The following is a 13,852-nucleotide window of genomic DNA, read 5'->3' as shown; positions in this document are numbered from 1 at the left end:
AGACGCTAAAGCTTTATTGTTACCACGCGCATAGCACGTGGTTTTTGTTTCACAACAAAATACCTTCAAATAGAATCCTATTTGAAGGTATTTATATTTAGCACACTAAATTAGCTTTATTTATACTTACATACTTCCAATATGAACGATATTTTCCTTTACAAGCAATTACAGGATAATTTGTATATCCAAACTCTCTAGCTATAGTTCCTTTAGGAACCTTATTAACATGTGTAAGTTTACCATTTACAACTGCATATTTCATTTTTAGTTCCTCCTTTATTATATCTATATTATAAAGGAGTTTTTTTATTTTTTCTTTTATTTACCCTGTTTTAAAACCTAAAAAACGGTTTTAAAATCATTTTTATCTTTTTATGCAACATTAACATTCTATACTGTCGTAACTATTTAATATATATACTATATTTTTTATATTAAGCTTCAATCAAGTTAACGATTCATCTATTGATGATTAATAAATGCATTAAATTCTTTAAAAGAGAGACCACTAGGTACTTCATAAAATTGAGTAGTGGGACTTTGTTTTCCGCCACGCAATTCGATATAATATTGCACAATATTTTTTATTGCTGCTTCTTCAAAAGGATATTCAAAAATGCCCTTCTTTTCAAAATTAGCATGTTCTAACTGATATGTTTTTCCATCATAATTAAATAAAACAAAACAATGCATATGCTCTTCTTCTTCAAGATTTCCATAATCATCTGGTTCAAATATTCTACAACAAAACATTTTATTTTCAATTTTAATTAAATCTAACAAATAATGTATAAGTGCGGCTTGTTCGATACATGTTCCAATCTTATATTTTAAGATTTCATCAATTGACATTGTTCGATATAATTTCCTAAAACCCTTCATTTCTTTAATACTATGTATTTGTCCATTTATATCAATCCATCCATATTGAATATTTTTATCAATCCAGTTATATACATCCCATGGATTTTTTATGACTTCTATATTCATATAAGTACCTCTTTTCATACAGTTACTTATTAGTCTGCTTCTCTCTAGCCTTATTTATATGCAAGAAGAGAAATTTACCATCTTTAATCATGCATAATATCTGTTATAAATATTTCTATATTATATTTCAAACGACCTTAAATATTTATAATCTATAATTATTAATTAACATATAAATAATTGAGTAACCTAAAGTATTTTACCTATAAATCTTTAATAATTATGACACTTTATCATGAATAATACAATGTTTTCCTTAACTATTTCTTATTTTAAGATACCTATAAAATATGTATAATTACATAAAACCCATCCAGATTGGATGGGTTAAATATTAGTTATAATTTTATATTAATCTTCTTTTTTTCTTTTGAGCACTCAAGCTAATCCAGAAATTACTGCACGTGAACCGAATAGAGCAATTGATGAATTATCACCAGTTTCAACTCCTGGTTTTACAGGTTTAACTTCAGGTACGATTACTGGAGTAATTGCATCATCTTCAACTTTTGCTGTAGTAACAGCATCAGGCCAATTATCTTGGTTAACGATTACTCTTTCACCAGTTCTAGCATTTAAATACCAACCTTGAGCAATTGAAGTTACAATATTTTCATAACTAGCGTTTGCAGGCGTACCAGCTTTAATTGTTGCCTTAAAGATAACTTCTCTAGTTTCACCTGGTTCAATCGTAACACTCGCTTTATTTGTATCAACAAATTCAAAATATTCAGCATTTACAAAAACATCTTCTAAGTCAATATCTAAAGTAATATCACCAGTATTTACTAAAGTTACTTTATAATCAATAACTTGACCAGTTCCTGCATAGAAACCATCTAAACCTTTATCAGGATCAGTAATTCGTTCTTTAGTCATTGTATAACCAATTGCAGGTTCTAAATAATGAATAATTTCTTCTGTAGGAATTTCATTACCATATTTTTCAGTTAATAAATCTTTTACTTTTAAGTTTGCTTTATTTAAAATCGTATTACTTTCATGATCTTTATTGTTGAAAGAATCAATAACAGTAACAGGAATTTCAAATACTAACTCACCATTAGCTTCAATTTTTCCTTCATAACTTCCATTCCAAGCTTTACCTTGCGATTTACCATTAATTAAGTAATCATTACCAGCTTCTACTTGTTTAGGTAAAAAATCAGTCACTAAGATATCTCTTGAAATATTATATGGATTTGTTACTGTAAGAGTATAAGTAATCTTATCATCTTTACTGATAAAGCTTTGTGATTCAATATCGCTAGTTTTAACAATCGTTGGATCACCAACTACAATTACTGGAGTATAAGCAGGACTTGTTTTTTTCAAATCTTTTTGTGTCTCTTTGTTAATTGTAATGATTTTTATTTCAGGATTTTCTGAATCTAAACTTTCATAATAAGTTTTAGGATCAACATACTCAGCTTTACCCTTTGAAGTAACAGTATTTAAATATCCTGTTTTAATTTCTTCAGGTGTATTAGGATTAACAGTTGCTTTAAATATAGCCTCCTTAGTTTCACCAACTTCAAGAGTTACCTTCTTTTCACTATCACCCACAAATGTGAAATAATCACTATCTGTAAATACATCATTTAGATCTATATCTAATTTAAGATCACCAGTATTTTTAAGAGATACTTTATAATCAATTACTTCACCAGCTCCAGCAATAAATCCTTTTAGACCTTCTTTAGGTTCTGTAACCCTTGCTTTTTCCATTGTATAACTTACTTTTGGTGTTAGATAATGAACAACCTTATCAGTAAATTGTTTTTCTCCATATTCATTAGGTGTAGTTAGACTTTCTGTTTGTAAAGATGCTTGATTTACAAATATATTTTTATTTGTATCATTCGCATCAAAATTTCTCATCACTATTGTTGGAATAACGATTCTTAATTCAGAATTAGCCTCAATTTGACCTTTCCATTCACCTGACCAATTTTTTCCAGAATAGATAACATCATTTTTTTCATCTAATATTACATATGGTTTATTAGAATCATATTTAATTCCATCAGGTAATTTATCTTCAACAATAACATTTCTATCTTTATTTGAATCATTCTTTACAGTTAAAGTATAATTTATCGTTTGACCATTTTTAACATATTCACCAGAAACAGGATTGCTTGATTTAGTAATTACTGGCTCTTTAATTTCAGGATTTTTTATACCTCCATTTTCAAACCCATTACCATATGTTACAACACCATTACTATTAATTGTAATTTCACAAAGATCCTTACTTTTTTCATATCCTTCAGGTGCCTTTGTTTCTTCAACATAATATGTTTTAGCAGGTTCTCCAAATTCAGGCAATGCCAACATTTGAGTTACTACTTTACCAGTTTTTGGATTAGATGATACTGATCCAACTGTTTCATTTTTATCTTTATCTGCATAAACAGTAAATTCTGCTGCTTTTGCATCAATTCCATCACCATTTTCATCAACACCAATAATAGGATTTCCATTATCATCTACTTTAGTAAATTCTACTTTTTTTCCATAAGCAACACGAATTTCTGTTTGACCATTAAGTGTAGTTGGAACATTTTTTGTAATCTGTTCTTCACCAGCTATTCCAGTTAAAGGATCATGAACTGTTACTTTGTAATAAGCTACTCCATATCCATCTTCAGTTTTAGCATTATCTTTAGTGCCAAAAGTAGAACCATATGTTGCCATACCGCTTCCAGTAACTCCAGCAGGCTTAGCATAACCATTTTTAATATCTTTATTTATATCACCATCTCTAAAATGAATTTCATTAGTTTTATGAATATCATTATATTCAACAGACGTAAGATTATTGTCAGATAATTTTGGTGTACCACCAGCAGTAATTGGTGCAATATCTACAGTATATTTAACAGACATAGGTGCGCTAAATTTCCAAGTAATAGGATTATTTGACACTAATGATTCTCCTTCAGTATCTTTACTGTTAATATTCATTTGATATCTTAATGCTTTTGACTCAAATGTATTATTGCTAGCTTCTTTAAGATCAAAATTTTTATCTAAATTATTAAGAGTTATAATAGTATTTGTATAACCAGAAGGTTGAGAAACAGCATAATTCCAACCATCAGGGTTTGCTTCACCCTTTTCTAAATAAAGTGGTACAGGAATATTTAAACTTTTTGGAATACTGTTTATAAACACATATTCATCCAACGAAATGGTTTTTTGTGTATTCCAATATGCATTAAAATTGCATCCTTTTTGTACTACAATTTTACTATCATAATTTTCCCTAATTGGATTTATACTAATTTTTCCATTATTCTCCTCTGTAAATCCATATACTTTACCTGTATTTTGACCAATTTGTAAATTAATGTCTTCATCAGCTGTAAATAAAAGATCTTTAGTAGTTAAATCTACTAAATAATCATTATTAGCTCCAGACACATCTTGATCCCAGCCTTTATCTAAATCAATTTTAACATTTCCTAATGTTACCATATTAGCTGCAGAACTTGTTATTCCTGTCATAGAAAATATGGTTGCTACAGCAAGACCAAAAACTAATAATTTTTTTAAACTTTTAAATTTTTTCATATCTTTTCCTTTCCCAAATAAATGCGAATCATATAACCCCTTGCTTATCATATTTTCGCAAATAATTTATTAATCCCCTTTCTTTTAAATTTTATTAATTGTTACTGGTTATGCAATATGTGTCCGATTATTAATCGCTCACACAACCTCATTATAGCATTGAGCTATTTCAAGTCAAACTCTCAAAAAGGTCCTAAATATCAATATATTTATATTTTTTTAAGTATCATTCAAAACACAAAAAATGATTTATAATATTATTCTAAAGCTCTTAAAACATTGATTAAATCAAATAAATTTTATTTTTAATAATTTTACTGTATAAATTTTTTAATTATTAAAATTTTTATATTTATCACAAAAACATCATAACTTTTAAAGCAAATCCTGTTTTGCGCTAAATCCGTTAATTTTGTACAAAAAAAGATAGCATTACGCTATCTTACAAAGAACATACATTTCTTAACTTATTAGTTTTAAATCCTTCGATATTTAAACAAACTTCATCAATAACCCGATTACGCGTTTCAATCGGAGCCCAAGCTATATGTGGTGTCATTATCAATCTAGTTGCATCATTAATTGATAAAAGTGGATTATTATTGTTAAATGGTTCATGTTCAAAAACATCTAAACCAGCACCAGCAATTTGATGATTTTTTAAAGATTCAGCTAAATCATTTTCATTTACGATCTTACCTCTACCTACATTAATTAAATAAGCTGTAGATTTCATTTTAGCTAAAGTATCTTTATTAAAAAGATTTTCTGTTTGTTTATTCAATGGTGCATGAATAGAAATAATATCACTTGTTTTTAATAAAGTATCAAAATCAACTTGTTGATAAGCCTGCTGGTTATTTTTTCCACTAGTTGAATAATATTGTACTTTACAATCAAAAGCTGTTGCAATTGCAGCTACTTTACGTCCAATATCTCCCATACCAACAATACCCCATGTTTTATTTGCCAGCTCATGAAAAGTGTGTCCTAAATGTGTAAACATTGAACTTGTAGAATAGTTTCCCGAATCAATATAATCGTGATAATAATGATTTTTGTTATACAGATCCAAAAGTAAAGCAAAAGTATGCTGAGCTACGGCGTTTGTTGAATACCCTTTAACATTACACACAGTAATATTAGCACTTTTACAATATTCTAAATCAATATTATTTACTCCAGTAGCAGTTACACAAATCAATTTTAATTGTAAAGCATCTTTTAATTCCTTTTCACCTAAATAGTGTTTATTAGTTATTACAACATTAGCATCTTTAATCCGACTTTTAATCTCATCTTTCTCTGTTTGATGATAAATTGTTACTGCACCTAATTTATTTAACTTTGTTAAATCTATATCATTACCTAAAGTTTCACTATCTAGAAAAACAATTTTAAAATCTTCTTGAAGAATTGCAATTACCTCACTTAAACTCTTACCTGCTAACATTTCCCCTAATATGATTGCCTCATTTAAATCTAGGATCTTTGACGGATTACAATTTCCACTCATAATACTATCATTAATTTCAAAACTTAAATCCTTATTCAGTAAAGTAATCCCTAAAGCACGATTAGTTATTTCATCCATCTTATCAAGCTCTGCTAAAATCTTATCAACAAATTTATTATCCAGTTTCAAACAAGATTTAACACACAAAGAAAAATCATCAAACTTGCTTACTTCTTCTCTAAAAGTATCATTATATAATAACGGCAAAACTATATTATATAATTCCATAGGTACTGAACCATAACCCTTGGTAAAACAATATAATATTGCACTACCCAATCTTTCATCTTTCATTCCATCTACTAGCTTCATTTTCTTCTCCTAAAACATATTTACTATAATTCTTTGACGATCTTGTAAAGTCATGTCATCATATATGATAAAACAATATTTAAATCGTTTATAACGATGATTGTATTTTAAAACATTATAACTTAAATAACGACTATCACTCTCTTTAGCTCCACTACCACAGGATGAACCTGCGGCAATAACATACATCCCATCATGGTTATTGAAAAATGGTAAATGCTTATGACCATGTAAAACATATTGAATTTGATGTTTTCTAAGCCACCATACTAATTCTTGACTATCAACTAGAGCTTTAGAGCTATCCATGATTCTACCAACAAACACCTTTTCACGCCATCTTTGCTTTAAAAACTCATCACGAGTAATTTGAAAAAGATGATGATGTAACATTGCTACTAGAGTATATTCTGGAAGGTTAGGAATATTTTCCAGTTCTTCATCAATATCAGATAATTGCTTTTGCCCTACTTTACCTCGGGCTAGATTACCTTCAACAGTTGAATCGATCTTAATAAGTATAATTTTTTCTTCTTCAAAAACCTTAATACTTTCATTCAGTAAAAAAGCAATAACTTTACTTTTCTGCCTTTTAAAAATATTAAAACCATTTACAATAACATCATGGTTACCTAATATAAATGAAACATCACCACCATATTTATTCTTCAATAACTTCATAAAGCCGGATGCCTCATACATATTCTTACGATTTGGTGAGTTCATCAAGTCACCAGTTATTAAAAATTTCAATTGGTAATATGAACGTAATTGTTTACATGTCTCATCTAAACTTTCTTCTAAAGCTAAACGTCCTTCATTTTTCTTTTTACTTCCTAAATGCAGATCACTTAATTGAACAAAATAACTATCATATGGACTTAGATATTTGCTTGAAAATATTGTATCATGATTGATTTTAAACATAACATCTTGAATATCTTTAATTGTATAAACAGGAACAAAAGACCAATCTTCACCTTTAAATATTAATAATCCTGGCCAACGATCTATTTGATACAAAGCACTAATAAAATGCTTAAAAGGACCATAGAAAGTTAAATCATCTTTTTTTAACAAACTATGACAATTAATCACACTTACTTTATCATTACTAAAATCTTTTATTATTTGTTTTGAAGTCAAATAAATATTAATTGATTCATTATAATCAAAACTAGATAATACTATAATTTGATATTTATCTCTTTCAATATTAACATAATCAATTAATTCTTGAAGATGTTTAGGATCTATTCTTTCAGTAATCTGATCCACTCTTTTTGCCTTACTAATAGCCATAAATGTATCATAGCCAATATTTTCAATTGCATTTAAGTTAATATTTCGTTTACGCATCCATTTTCTAAACTGACAAAAGCCACGATATCCATCAAGAATGCGATTAAAATAAGTTATGCTATCATCAAAAATCAAATTTAAATAACAGTTGATTAAATCATACTCATTCATTTTATCGCCTCCTTATATATTATACCGCATCATGAGAAAAAGCCTATTAAAATATAGGCTTTTGTTAGAACTTCAAGTTTCTTGGTGTTCTTGGGAAAGGTTCAACATCGCGAATATTTTGCATACCAGTTAAATACATTAAGAAACGATCAAATCCTAGACCAAATCCAGCATGTTTACATCCTCCAAAACGACGCAGATCCATATACCACTGTAATCCTTCTTTACTCATCTGTTTTTCATCCATGATTCTTTCTAGAACATCATATCTTTCTTCACGCTGACTACCACCAACTAGTTCACCAATTCCTGGAACTAATAAATCACAAGCAGCAACAGTCTTATTATCGTCATTTAAACGCATATAAAAAGCTTTGATTTCTTTTGGATAATCTGTTAAGAATACTGGTCCTTTAACAACTTCTTCACAAATATAACGCTCATGTTCACTATTTAAATCCATTCCCCATGAAACTTTATTTTTAAATTTAACATCTGCTTTTTCTAATATTTCAATTGCTTCTGTATATGTCATTCGTTTAAAATCACTATTTCTTACTTTAGTTATTCGATTAATACAATCTTTATCAATCATTGAAGCAAAAAATTCCATTTCTGCAGGAGCGTTATTTAATACATAATCAATACAATATTTTACCATATCTTCAATTAAGTCCATATCATCTTCAAGATCAGCAAAAGCAATTTCTGGTTCGATCATCCAAAATTCACTAGCATGTCTAGAAGTATTTGAGTTTTCTGCTCTAAATGCTGGTCCAAATGTATATACATCTCTAAAAGCCATTGCAAAAGCTTCTACATGCAATTGACCAGTAACTGTTAAAAAAGCTTCTTTTTCAAAGAAATCATCTTCAAAATTAGTACCATCAATTGTTGTAGCTCTAAACATTTCTCCAGCACCTTCGCCATCATTACCAGTAATAATTGGCGTATGAACATACACAAAACCTTGTGATTGGAAAAATTCATGAATTGCCATTGATAAAACACTTCTTAATCTAAAAATTGCATAAAAAGTATTTGCTCTTGGTCTTAGGTGAGGAATCTCTCTCATATATTCAAAAGAATGACGCTTCTTTTGTAATGGAAAATCTTCATCACATCTACCTTCTACCTCGATTTCAGTTGCTTCTACTTCAAAAGGCTGTTTACCATCAGGTGTTAATTTTAATTTACCAACTACTCTTATAGAACTACCTGTCGATAATTTATCAACTTCTACATAATTTTCAATTCCCTGTTCAGTATAGACAACTTGTAAATTTTTAAAATATGTACCATCGTTTAATGCAATAAATCCTAATTTACCACTATTACGATTAGTACGAACCCATCCCTCAAGTTCAACATACTCATAACCTTCTAAATCCATCATTTGGTTACTCAAAAACATCTCATATAGTTCTCTAACCGTTATAAATTCAAACATATTAATCCTCCTAGTTTTACATATTATATACTTTATTTCCCCTACTATTCAAGTATTATTGCTGATTTGAATCCATCTTAATTACTAATTCCTGAATTGCCACTACAACATCGACTTGCTGAACTTCTACACCAGGTTTCACTGTAAAATGTGTATGGGTAAAATCAACGATTCCTTTTATTCCCAAATCCATTAATCGATCAACTGTTGACTGAACATTTTCAGAAATAGCTAAGATTGCAATCTTACAACCCTTAGGAAAAGTTTTTTCTAAATCATCAATATTATATAATTTAACCCCAAAACGTTCCCCTTCTTTATTTTTATCCTGATCATATCCACATACAATCTTACCAACTGTATATTGCCAACGATTATATTTTAAAATAGCACTACCTAAATTTCCAATTCCAATTAAAATAATAGATTCATCTAATCCTAAACCAAGTACCTCACTTAATCCATCTATCAAATGTTTAACATCATATCCTTTACCGCGCTGACCAAAATTATCTGTTTTTGATAAATAAGTAAAATCTCTGCGAATCGTTGTATCTTGAATATTAGTTAACTCTGATAACTCACTTGATAAACAATTTTCTTTCCCCTCATGCTGCATCTTTCTTAGTGCTTTTAGGTATACTGGATAACGAGACATCGTCGCATTAGAAATTTTCTTATCCATTTCTACCAACCTCACTAAAAGATTCATTTTCAAGATCTAAATTTGGTTTTATTCCCAATGATAAATCATTAAATATTTTTAAATCATACATCTGTTTAGCAGCTAAAGCAATCATCATTGCATTATCAGTACAGCAACTCATTGGAGGAAGTAACAACTCCACTCCATCTAATTTATTAACTGCTATTTCCATAGCTTTTCTTAACCCACGATTAGCACTGACCCCACCTGCTAACATTACCTGTTTCACGCCATAAGCTTTGGCAGCACGAATCGTCTTATTAACTAAAACTTCAATTACAACATCTTGAAAAGATGTCGCTAAATCATCTTTATTAATTATTTCACCACGTTGATTAGCTTTATGATTCAAATTAATTACTGCTGATTTCAAACCACTAAAACTAAAATTATAACTATCATCATCTAAAGGAACCGGTAAATCATATGTATGATTACCAGTACTTGCCATTTTATCAATTACTGGTCCCCCAGGATATGGTAAATTTAATACCCGACCAACTTTATCATACGCTTCTCCAACTGCATCATCCAAAGTAGTTCCTATAACTTCAAATTCAAAAGGAGCCTTTAATAAAACCAATTCACTATGACCACCACTTACCACTAAACACAGACTTGGATAAATCATATCTTGAGCATAATTATTAGCATATATATGACCTGCAATATGATGAACTCCAATCAATGGTTTATGGTAAGCCATTGCAATTGTCTTAGCAGCCTGTAAACCAATATGTAAAGATCCTACTAATCCCGGTCCCTTAGTAACAGCTACAGCATCTATTTCATCAATCGAAATCTTAGCTTGTTTTAAAGTTTCTTTTAATACCAAGCTTACACACTCTACATGTTTTCTGCTAGCAATTTCTGGAACAACTCCGCCATATAAAGCATGAACATCAATTTGTGAAGCTACCACACTCGATAAAAAATCCCGTTTATCTTTTAAAACCGCCATTGCCATTTCGTCACAACTTGATTCAATCGCTAAAATCAATGACATCACTATACCTCCATTTTTTTAATCATTAGATATGCATCTTCATGATTATTTTGATAATAATTCTTTCGTATCGTAATAATCTTAAAACCACATTTTTCATATAAATTAATAGCTTTTTGATTTGATACTCGAACTTCTAAATTTATATTTCTATAACCTAAATTTTTTGTAACCTCTATACATTTATCCATTAATATTTTAGCATAACCATTACCTTGAAACTTCTTCTTTACACCTAAAGTTGTAATTTGGGTCTGATCACCTAACAGCCACATTCCTATATACCCTAATATTTCTCCATTTTCTTCTAAAACCAGGATAGATGAAAAAGCATTTTTCCCTAATTCATATTCAAATGCATCTCTATCCCATGGAGAACTAAATAATTCATGCTCCAATGCTACTATCATATCGATATCAGACCAATCCATCCGTCTTATCAACATAATTTTTTTGCCTCAACATCTTTTAAATATTGAGGTACTAGGTTATCAATATCCTCAACAAAATCAACACTTTTTGCCGCTTGATAGATATTTTCACTTAAATCAATCTCAATCTTATCATAACCTACTATCTCATTATCACCAACTACAGGATAATCACTATATTGTTGTTTAAAAATCTCAAAATCATTAATTAACATCATTTGGTCTTTAATAACACTATGATTATTATCATATACACCAACAAATATCTTATTACTTCTTGCATCAATAACACTAATTGCTTTATTTTTACCCACATAACCATGTAAAGACGATACTGCTTTTATTTTTATTTTACTTATTGTAGCTAATGTCTTAGCAATTGTCAGAGCTACTCTTTGACCTGTATACGATCCCGGTCCAATAGTAATGATCATTTGATCAACATCTAAAATATCAATATTATTTTTTATCAACATCTCATTTAAATATGTCAAAGCATATTCAGATTGTCTTTTATTTCCATTCTCTTGATACTTATCAATGCATTTATCATTTTCATACAAAGCAATTACTAAATATATATTTGATGTATCCATTACTATTGCCTTCATTTAAAATCCTCCATTAATTGTTCATATCTATGACCAATTGCCTTAAATGTAAACTCGCGTGCATTTTCGTCAATTTTCTTTATTATGATTTCTAAACGTTGAGCTGGCAAAATTTCTTCAATATAATTTGCCCACTCTACTACACATACATCATCACTATCAAAAATTTCTTCAAATCCTAAATCATCATCTTGCCCTTCTAAACGATAAGCATCAAAATGTGATAATCTAAGTCTACCAGAATATTGTTTTAAGATGGTAAAAGTAGGACTATTAATAATCTTTTTAATTTCTAATCCTTGACCAATTCCTTTAGTAAAAGTAGTTTTACCTGCTCCTAAATCACCACTTAAAGTAATCAACATATTTGGCTTCAATAATCTACCTAATCTATTTCCTAATTCAATTGTTTCTTCTAGATTATTAATTCTAATTACTTTTTCCATCATTACCTCCTACCCTTGAGTTAGATCTTCATAAATATGATACCAGTGTTTCGTAAAAGCTTCATCAAATGGTCCTGCTCTTTTTGAAGCTAAATCAATTAATATATCTAACTGTTTTTTTAATATTTTATCTAATTCTTTAGAATAATTCATTTGTTTAGCATGCTGACGATACTCTTCTTCATCTAAAATTCGGTAATTTCCATCTGGAAACACTTTTAAATCCAAATCATAATCAATATATTTTAAAGCTTCGCCATCATACAGTGTTGGTGAAGCAATATTACAATAATAATAAACTCCTGTTTTACGAATCATACAAATAACATTATACCATTTTTTCTTAGGAAAATAACAGATTGCTGGTTCCCTTGTATGCCACATTCTTCCATCAGCTTCTGTAACTAAGGTACGATTATTTATTGCAATAAAATGATCATCATTTTCATCTAAGATGAATCCCTTGGACCAACACCGATGAATACTGCCATCGTGCTTATAACAATGAATTAATACTTTTTTTCCTACCAGGGAATTTGACATCTTTTACTACCTCTCTTTATAACAGTACTATTATACACAAAATATAGTTGTTTTTAAAGCTGAAACTTTAATTCTTAAATTTCTCTAAACTTTTTTTACAATATCCATTTTATTATAAATAAAAATTGACAGGTACAAAGTTCCTGTCAATAAAACACTATACTCTAATCATTTTATTTAATCGTGGATATAAAATCATAAACAAGACAAAACATGTCACTAAGGTTGCTAGATTATATGGCACATTGTATGTTAGATTTGCTTCTAAAGGAGTAGCAAAAGCATACCACCCAGAAATTAAATGACATATTGTTTTCAATACCATTACAATAATTATTCCTATTGGAAATTCAAACTTGCCAATTCTTAAAAATGGAATAAAACCAATTAATCCAACAATTGCAAGCGGCACCAAATAATCAAACATCAATGATAATGGACCATAAAAAGTTGCCAACCCTAAAACAAAATGTAATCCCACACATATTAATGAAACTATCAATCCATAACATGCTCCCATTAAATAGCTACACAACATTAACGCTACTAATGAAAACGAAATATTTCCACCATTTGGCATTGTTGGTGTAAATTGTGTCAAATACTCTAAGACGATCTGCAAAGCAGCAAAGATAGCCATATAAGTCATTGTTTTGGTACTAATTTCAAATTTTTTGTTTTTCATTCTTTGTTTCCCCTTTCTTATAAAAGAGCCAAACAAAATTAAAAAATGCTTTTTTACAAGCGTAAAAAAGCAAAACATTTTAACAGTGCTCTCTCTACGCT

13 protein-coding genes are annotated in these 13,852 nt (G+C 29.2%); all 13 read right to left on the bottom strand.

Annotated elements, in window-relative coordinates; translation table 11 throughout:
* Window positions 1–97: 97 nt before the first annotated feature.
* Window positions 98–265, bottom strand: a complete 168-nt coding sequence (locus ACLR9T_RS12565; protein WP_278627519.1) for a hypothetical protein — start codon at window positions 263–265, stop codon at window positions 98–100.
* A gap of 200 nt (window positions 266–465) precedes the next feature.
* A complete protein-coding gene (locus ACLR9T_RS12560; protein WP_413109850.1) occupies window positions 466–993 on the bottom strand; it encodes a hypothetical protein in 528 nt (175 codons plus the stop codon).
* A 378-nt stretch (window positions 994–1,371) separates the two neighbouring features.
* Window positions 1,372–4,572, bottom strand: coding sequence for a SpaA isopeptide-forming pilin-related protein (locus ACLR9T_RS12555; RefSeq protein WP_413109849.1), 3,201 nt, complete (start codon window positions 4,570–4,572; stop codon window positions 1,372–1,374).
* Window positions 4,573–5,014: 442 nt separating this feature from the next.
* On the bottom strand, window positions 5,015–6,400 hold the full coding sequence (locus ACLR9T_RS12550; RefSeq protein ID WP_413109848.1) for a D-2-hydroxyacid dehydrogenase: 1,386 nt from the start codon (window positions 6,398–6,400) through the stop codon (window positions 5,015–5,017).
* Between the two features lie 9 nt (window positions 6,401–6,409).
* Entirely contained in the window at window positions 6,410–7,873 is a 1,464-nt protein-coding gene (locus tag ACLR9T_RS12545) for a metallophosphoesterase family protein (protein WP_413109847.1), read from the bottom strand.
* A 64-nt stretch (window positions 7,874–7,937) separates the two neighbouring features.
* A complete protein-coding gene (gene asnS, locus ACLR9T_RS12540; RefSeq protein WP_413109846.1) occupies window positions 7,938–9,323 on the bottom strand; it encodes an asparagine--tRNA ligase in 1,386 nt (461 codons plus the stop codon).
* Window positions 9,324–9,378: 55 nt separating this feature from the next.
* On the bottom strand, window positions 9,379–10,008 hold the full coding sequence (locus tag ACLR9T_RS12535; RefSeq protein WP_413109845.1) for a redox-sensing transcriptional repressor Rex: 630 nt from the start codon (window positions 10,006–10,008) through the stop codon (window positions 9,379–9,381).
* Complete coding sequence (gene tsaD / locus ACLR9T_RS12530) at window positions 10,001–11,035, bottom strand: tRNA (adenosine(37)-N6)-threonylcarbamoyltransferase complex transferase subunit TsaD (RefSeq protein ID WP_413109844.1); 1,035 nt, start codon at window positions 11,033–11,035, stop codon at window positions 10,001–10,003. Before tsaD ends, ACLR9T_RS12535 begins: the two co-directional genes overlap by 8 nt.
* A 2-nt stretch (window positions 11,036–11,037) precedes the next feature.
* Window positions 11,038–11,481 carry a ribosomal protein S18-alanine N-acetyltransferase gene (rimI, locus tag ACLR9T_RS12525; protein ID WP_413109843.1) on the bottom strand — a complete coding sequence of 148 codons (444 nt, stop codon included), beginning with the start codon at window positions 11,479–11,481 and terminating at the stop codon, window positions 11,038–11,040.
* A complete protein-coding gene (gene tsaB, locus ACLR9T_RS12520) occupies window positions 11,475–12,077 on the bottom strand; it encodes a tRNA (adenosine(37)-N6)-threonylcarbamoyltransferase complex dimerization subunit type 1 TsaB (RefSeq protein ID WP_413109842.1) in 603 nt (200 codons plus the stop codon). The genes rimI and tsaB overlap by 7 nt, the downstream gene beginning before the upstream one ends.
* On the bottom strand, window positions 12,074–12,523 hold the full coding sequence (tsaE, locus tag ACLR9T_RS12515) for a tRNA (adenosine(37)-N6)-threonylcarbamoyltransferase complex ATPase subunit type 1 TsaE (RefSeq protein ID WP_413109841.1): 450 nt from the start codon (window positions 12,521–12,523) through the stop codon (window positions 12,074–12,076). The genes tsaB and tsaE overlap by 4 nt, the downstream gene beginning before the upstream one ends.
* Before the next feature lie 9 nt (window positions 12,524–12,532).
* Complete coding sequence (locus ACLR9T_RS12510; protein ID WP_413109840.1) at window positions 12,533–13,066, bottom strand: DUF402 domain-containing protein; 534 nt, start codon at window positions 13,064–13,066, stop codon at window positions 12,533–12,535.
* A 157-nt stretch (window positions 13,067–13,223) separates the two neighbouring features.
* The gene (locus ACLR9T_RS12505) at window positions 13,224–13,751 is read right to left on the bottom strand and encodes an energy-coupled thiamine transporter ThiT (RefSeq protein ID WP_413109839.1); all 528 of its coding nucleotides are present in this window, start codon (window positions 13,749–13,751) and stop codon (window positions 13,224–13,226) included.
* Window positions 13,752–13,852 lie beyond the last annotated feature (101 nt).

Origin of the sequence: Thomasclavelia sp., assembly GCF_047249845.1 — a bacterium.
Lineage (GTDB): Bacteria > Bacillota_I > Bacilli_A > Erysipelotrichales > Coprobacillaceae > Thomasclavelia.
This window is presented reverse-complemented; position numbering and strand designations above follow the sequence as displayed.

Bases quoted from the DNA above. Each gene is read 5' to 3' on its own strand.
- ACLR9T_RS12545 (WP_413109847.1), bottom strand. From the start codon at position 7,873: ATGAATGAGTATGATTTAATCAACTGTTATTTAAATTTGATTTTTGAT.
- tsaE (WP_413109841.1), bottom strand. From the start codon at position 12,523: ATGGAAAAAGTAATTAGAATTAATAATCTAGAAGAAACAATTGAATTA.
- ACLR9T_RS12510 (WP_413109840.1), bottom strand. From the start codon at position 13,066: ATGTCAAATTCCCTGGTAGGAAAAAAAGTATTAATTCATTGTTATAAG.
- tsaD (WP_413109844.1), bottom strand. From the start codon at position 11,035: ATGTCATTGATTTTAGCGATTGAATCAAGTTGTGACGAAATGGCAATG.
- ACLR9T_RS12560 (WP_413109850.1), bottom strand. From the start codon at position 993: ATGAATATAGAAGTCATAAAAAATCCATGGGATGTATATAACTGGATT.
- rimI (WP_413109843.1), bottom strand. From the start codon at position 11,481: ATGTTGATAAGACGGATGGATTGGTCTGATATCGATATGATAGTAGCA.
- asnS (WP_413109846.1), bottom strand. From the start codon at position 9,323: ATGTTTGAATTTATAACGGTTAGAGAACTATATGAGATGTTTTTGAGT.
- tsaB (WP_413109842.1), bottom strand. From the start codon at position 12,077: ATGAAGGCAATAGTAATGGATACATCAAATATATATTTAGTAATTGCT.
- ACLR9T_RS12550 (WP_413109848.1), bottom strand. From the start codon at position 6,400: ATGAAGCTAGTAGATGGAATGAAAGATGAAAGATTGGGTAGTGCAATA.
- ACLR9T_RS12565 (WP_278627519.1), bottom strand. From the start codon at position 265: ATGAAATATGCAGTTGTAAATGGTAAACTTACACATGTTAATAAGGTT.
- ACLR9T_RS12555 (WP_413109849.1), bottom strand. From the start codon at position 4,572: ATGAAAAAATTTAAAAGTTTAAAAAAATTATTAGTTTTTGGTCTTGCT.
- ACLR9T_RS12535 (WP_413109845.1), bottom strand. From the start codon at position 10,008: ATGGATAAGAAAATTTCTAATGCGACGATGTCTCGTTATCCAGTATAC.
- ACLR9T_RS12505 (WP_413109839.1), bottom strand. From the start codon at position 13,751: ATGAAAAACAAAAAATTTGAAATTAGTACCAAAACAATGACTTATATG.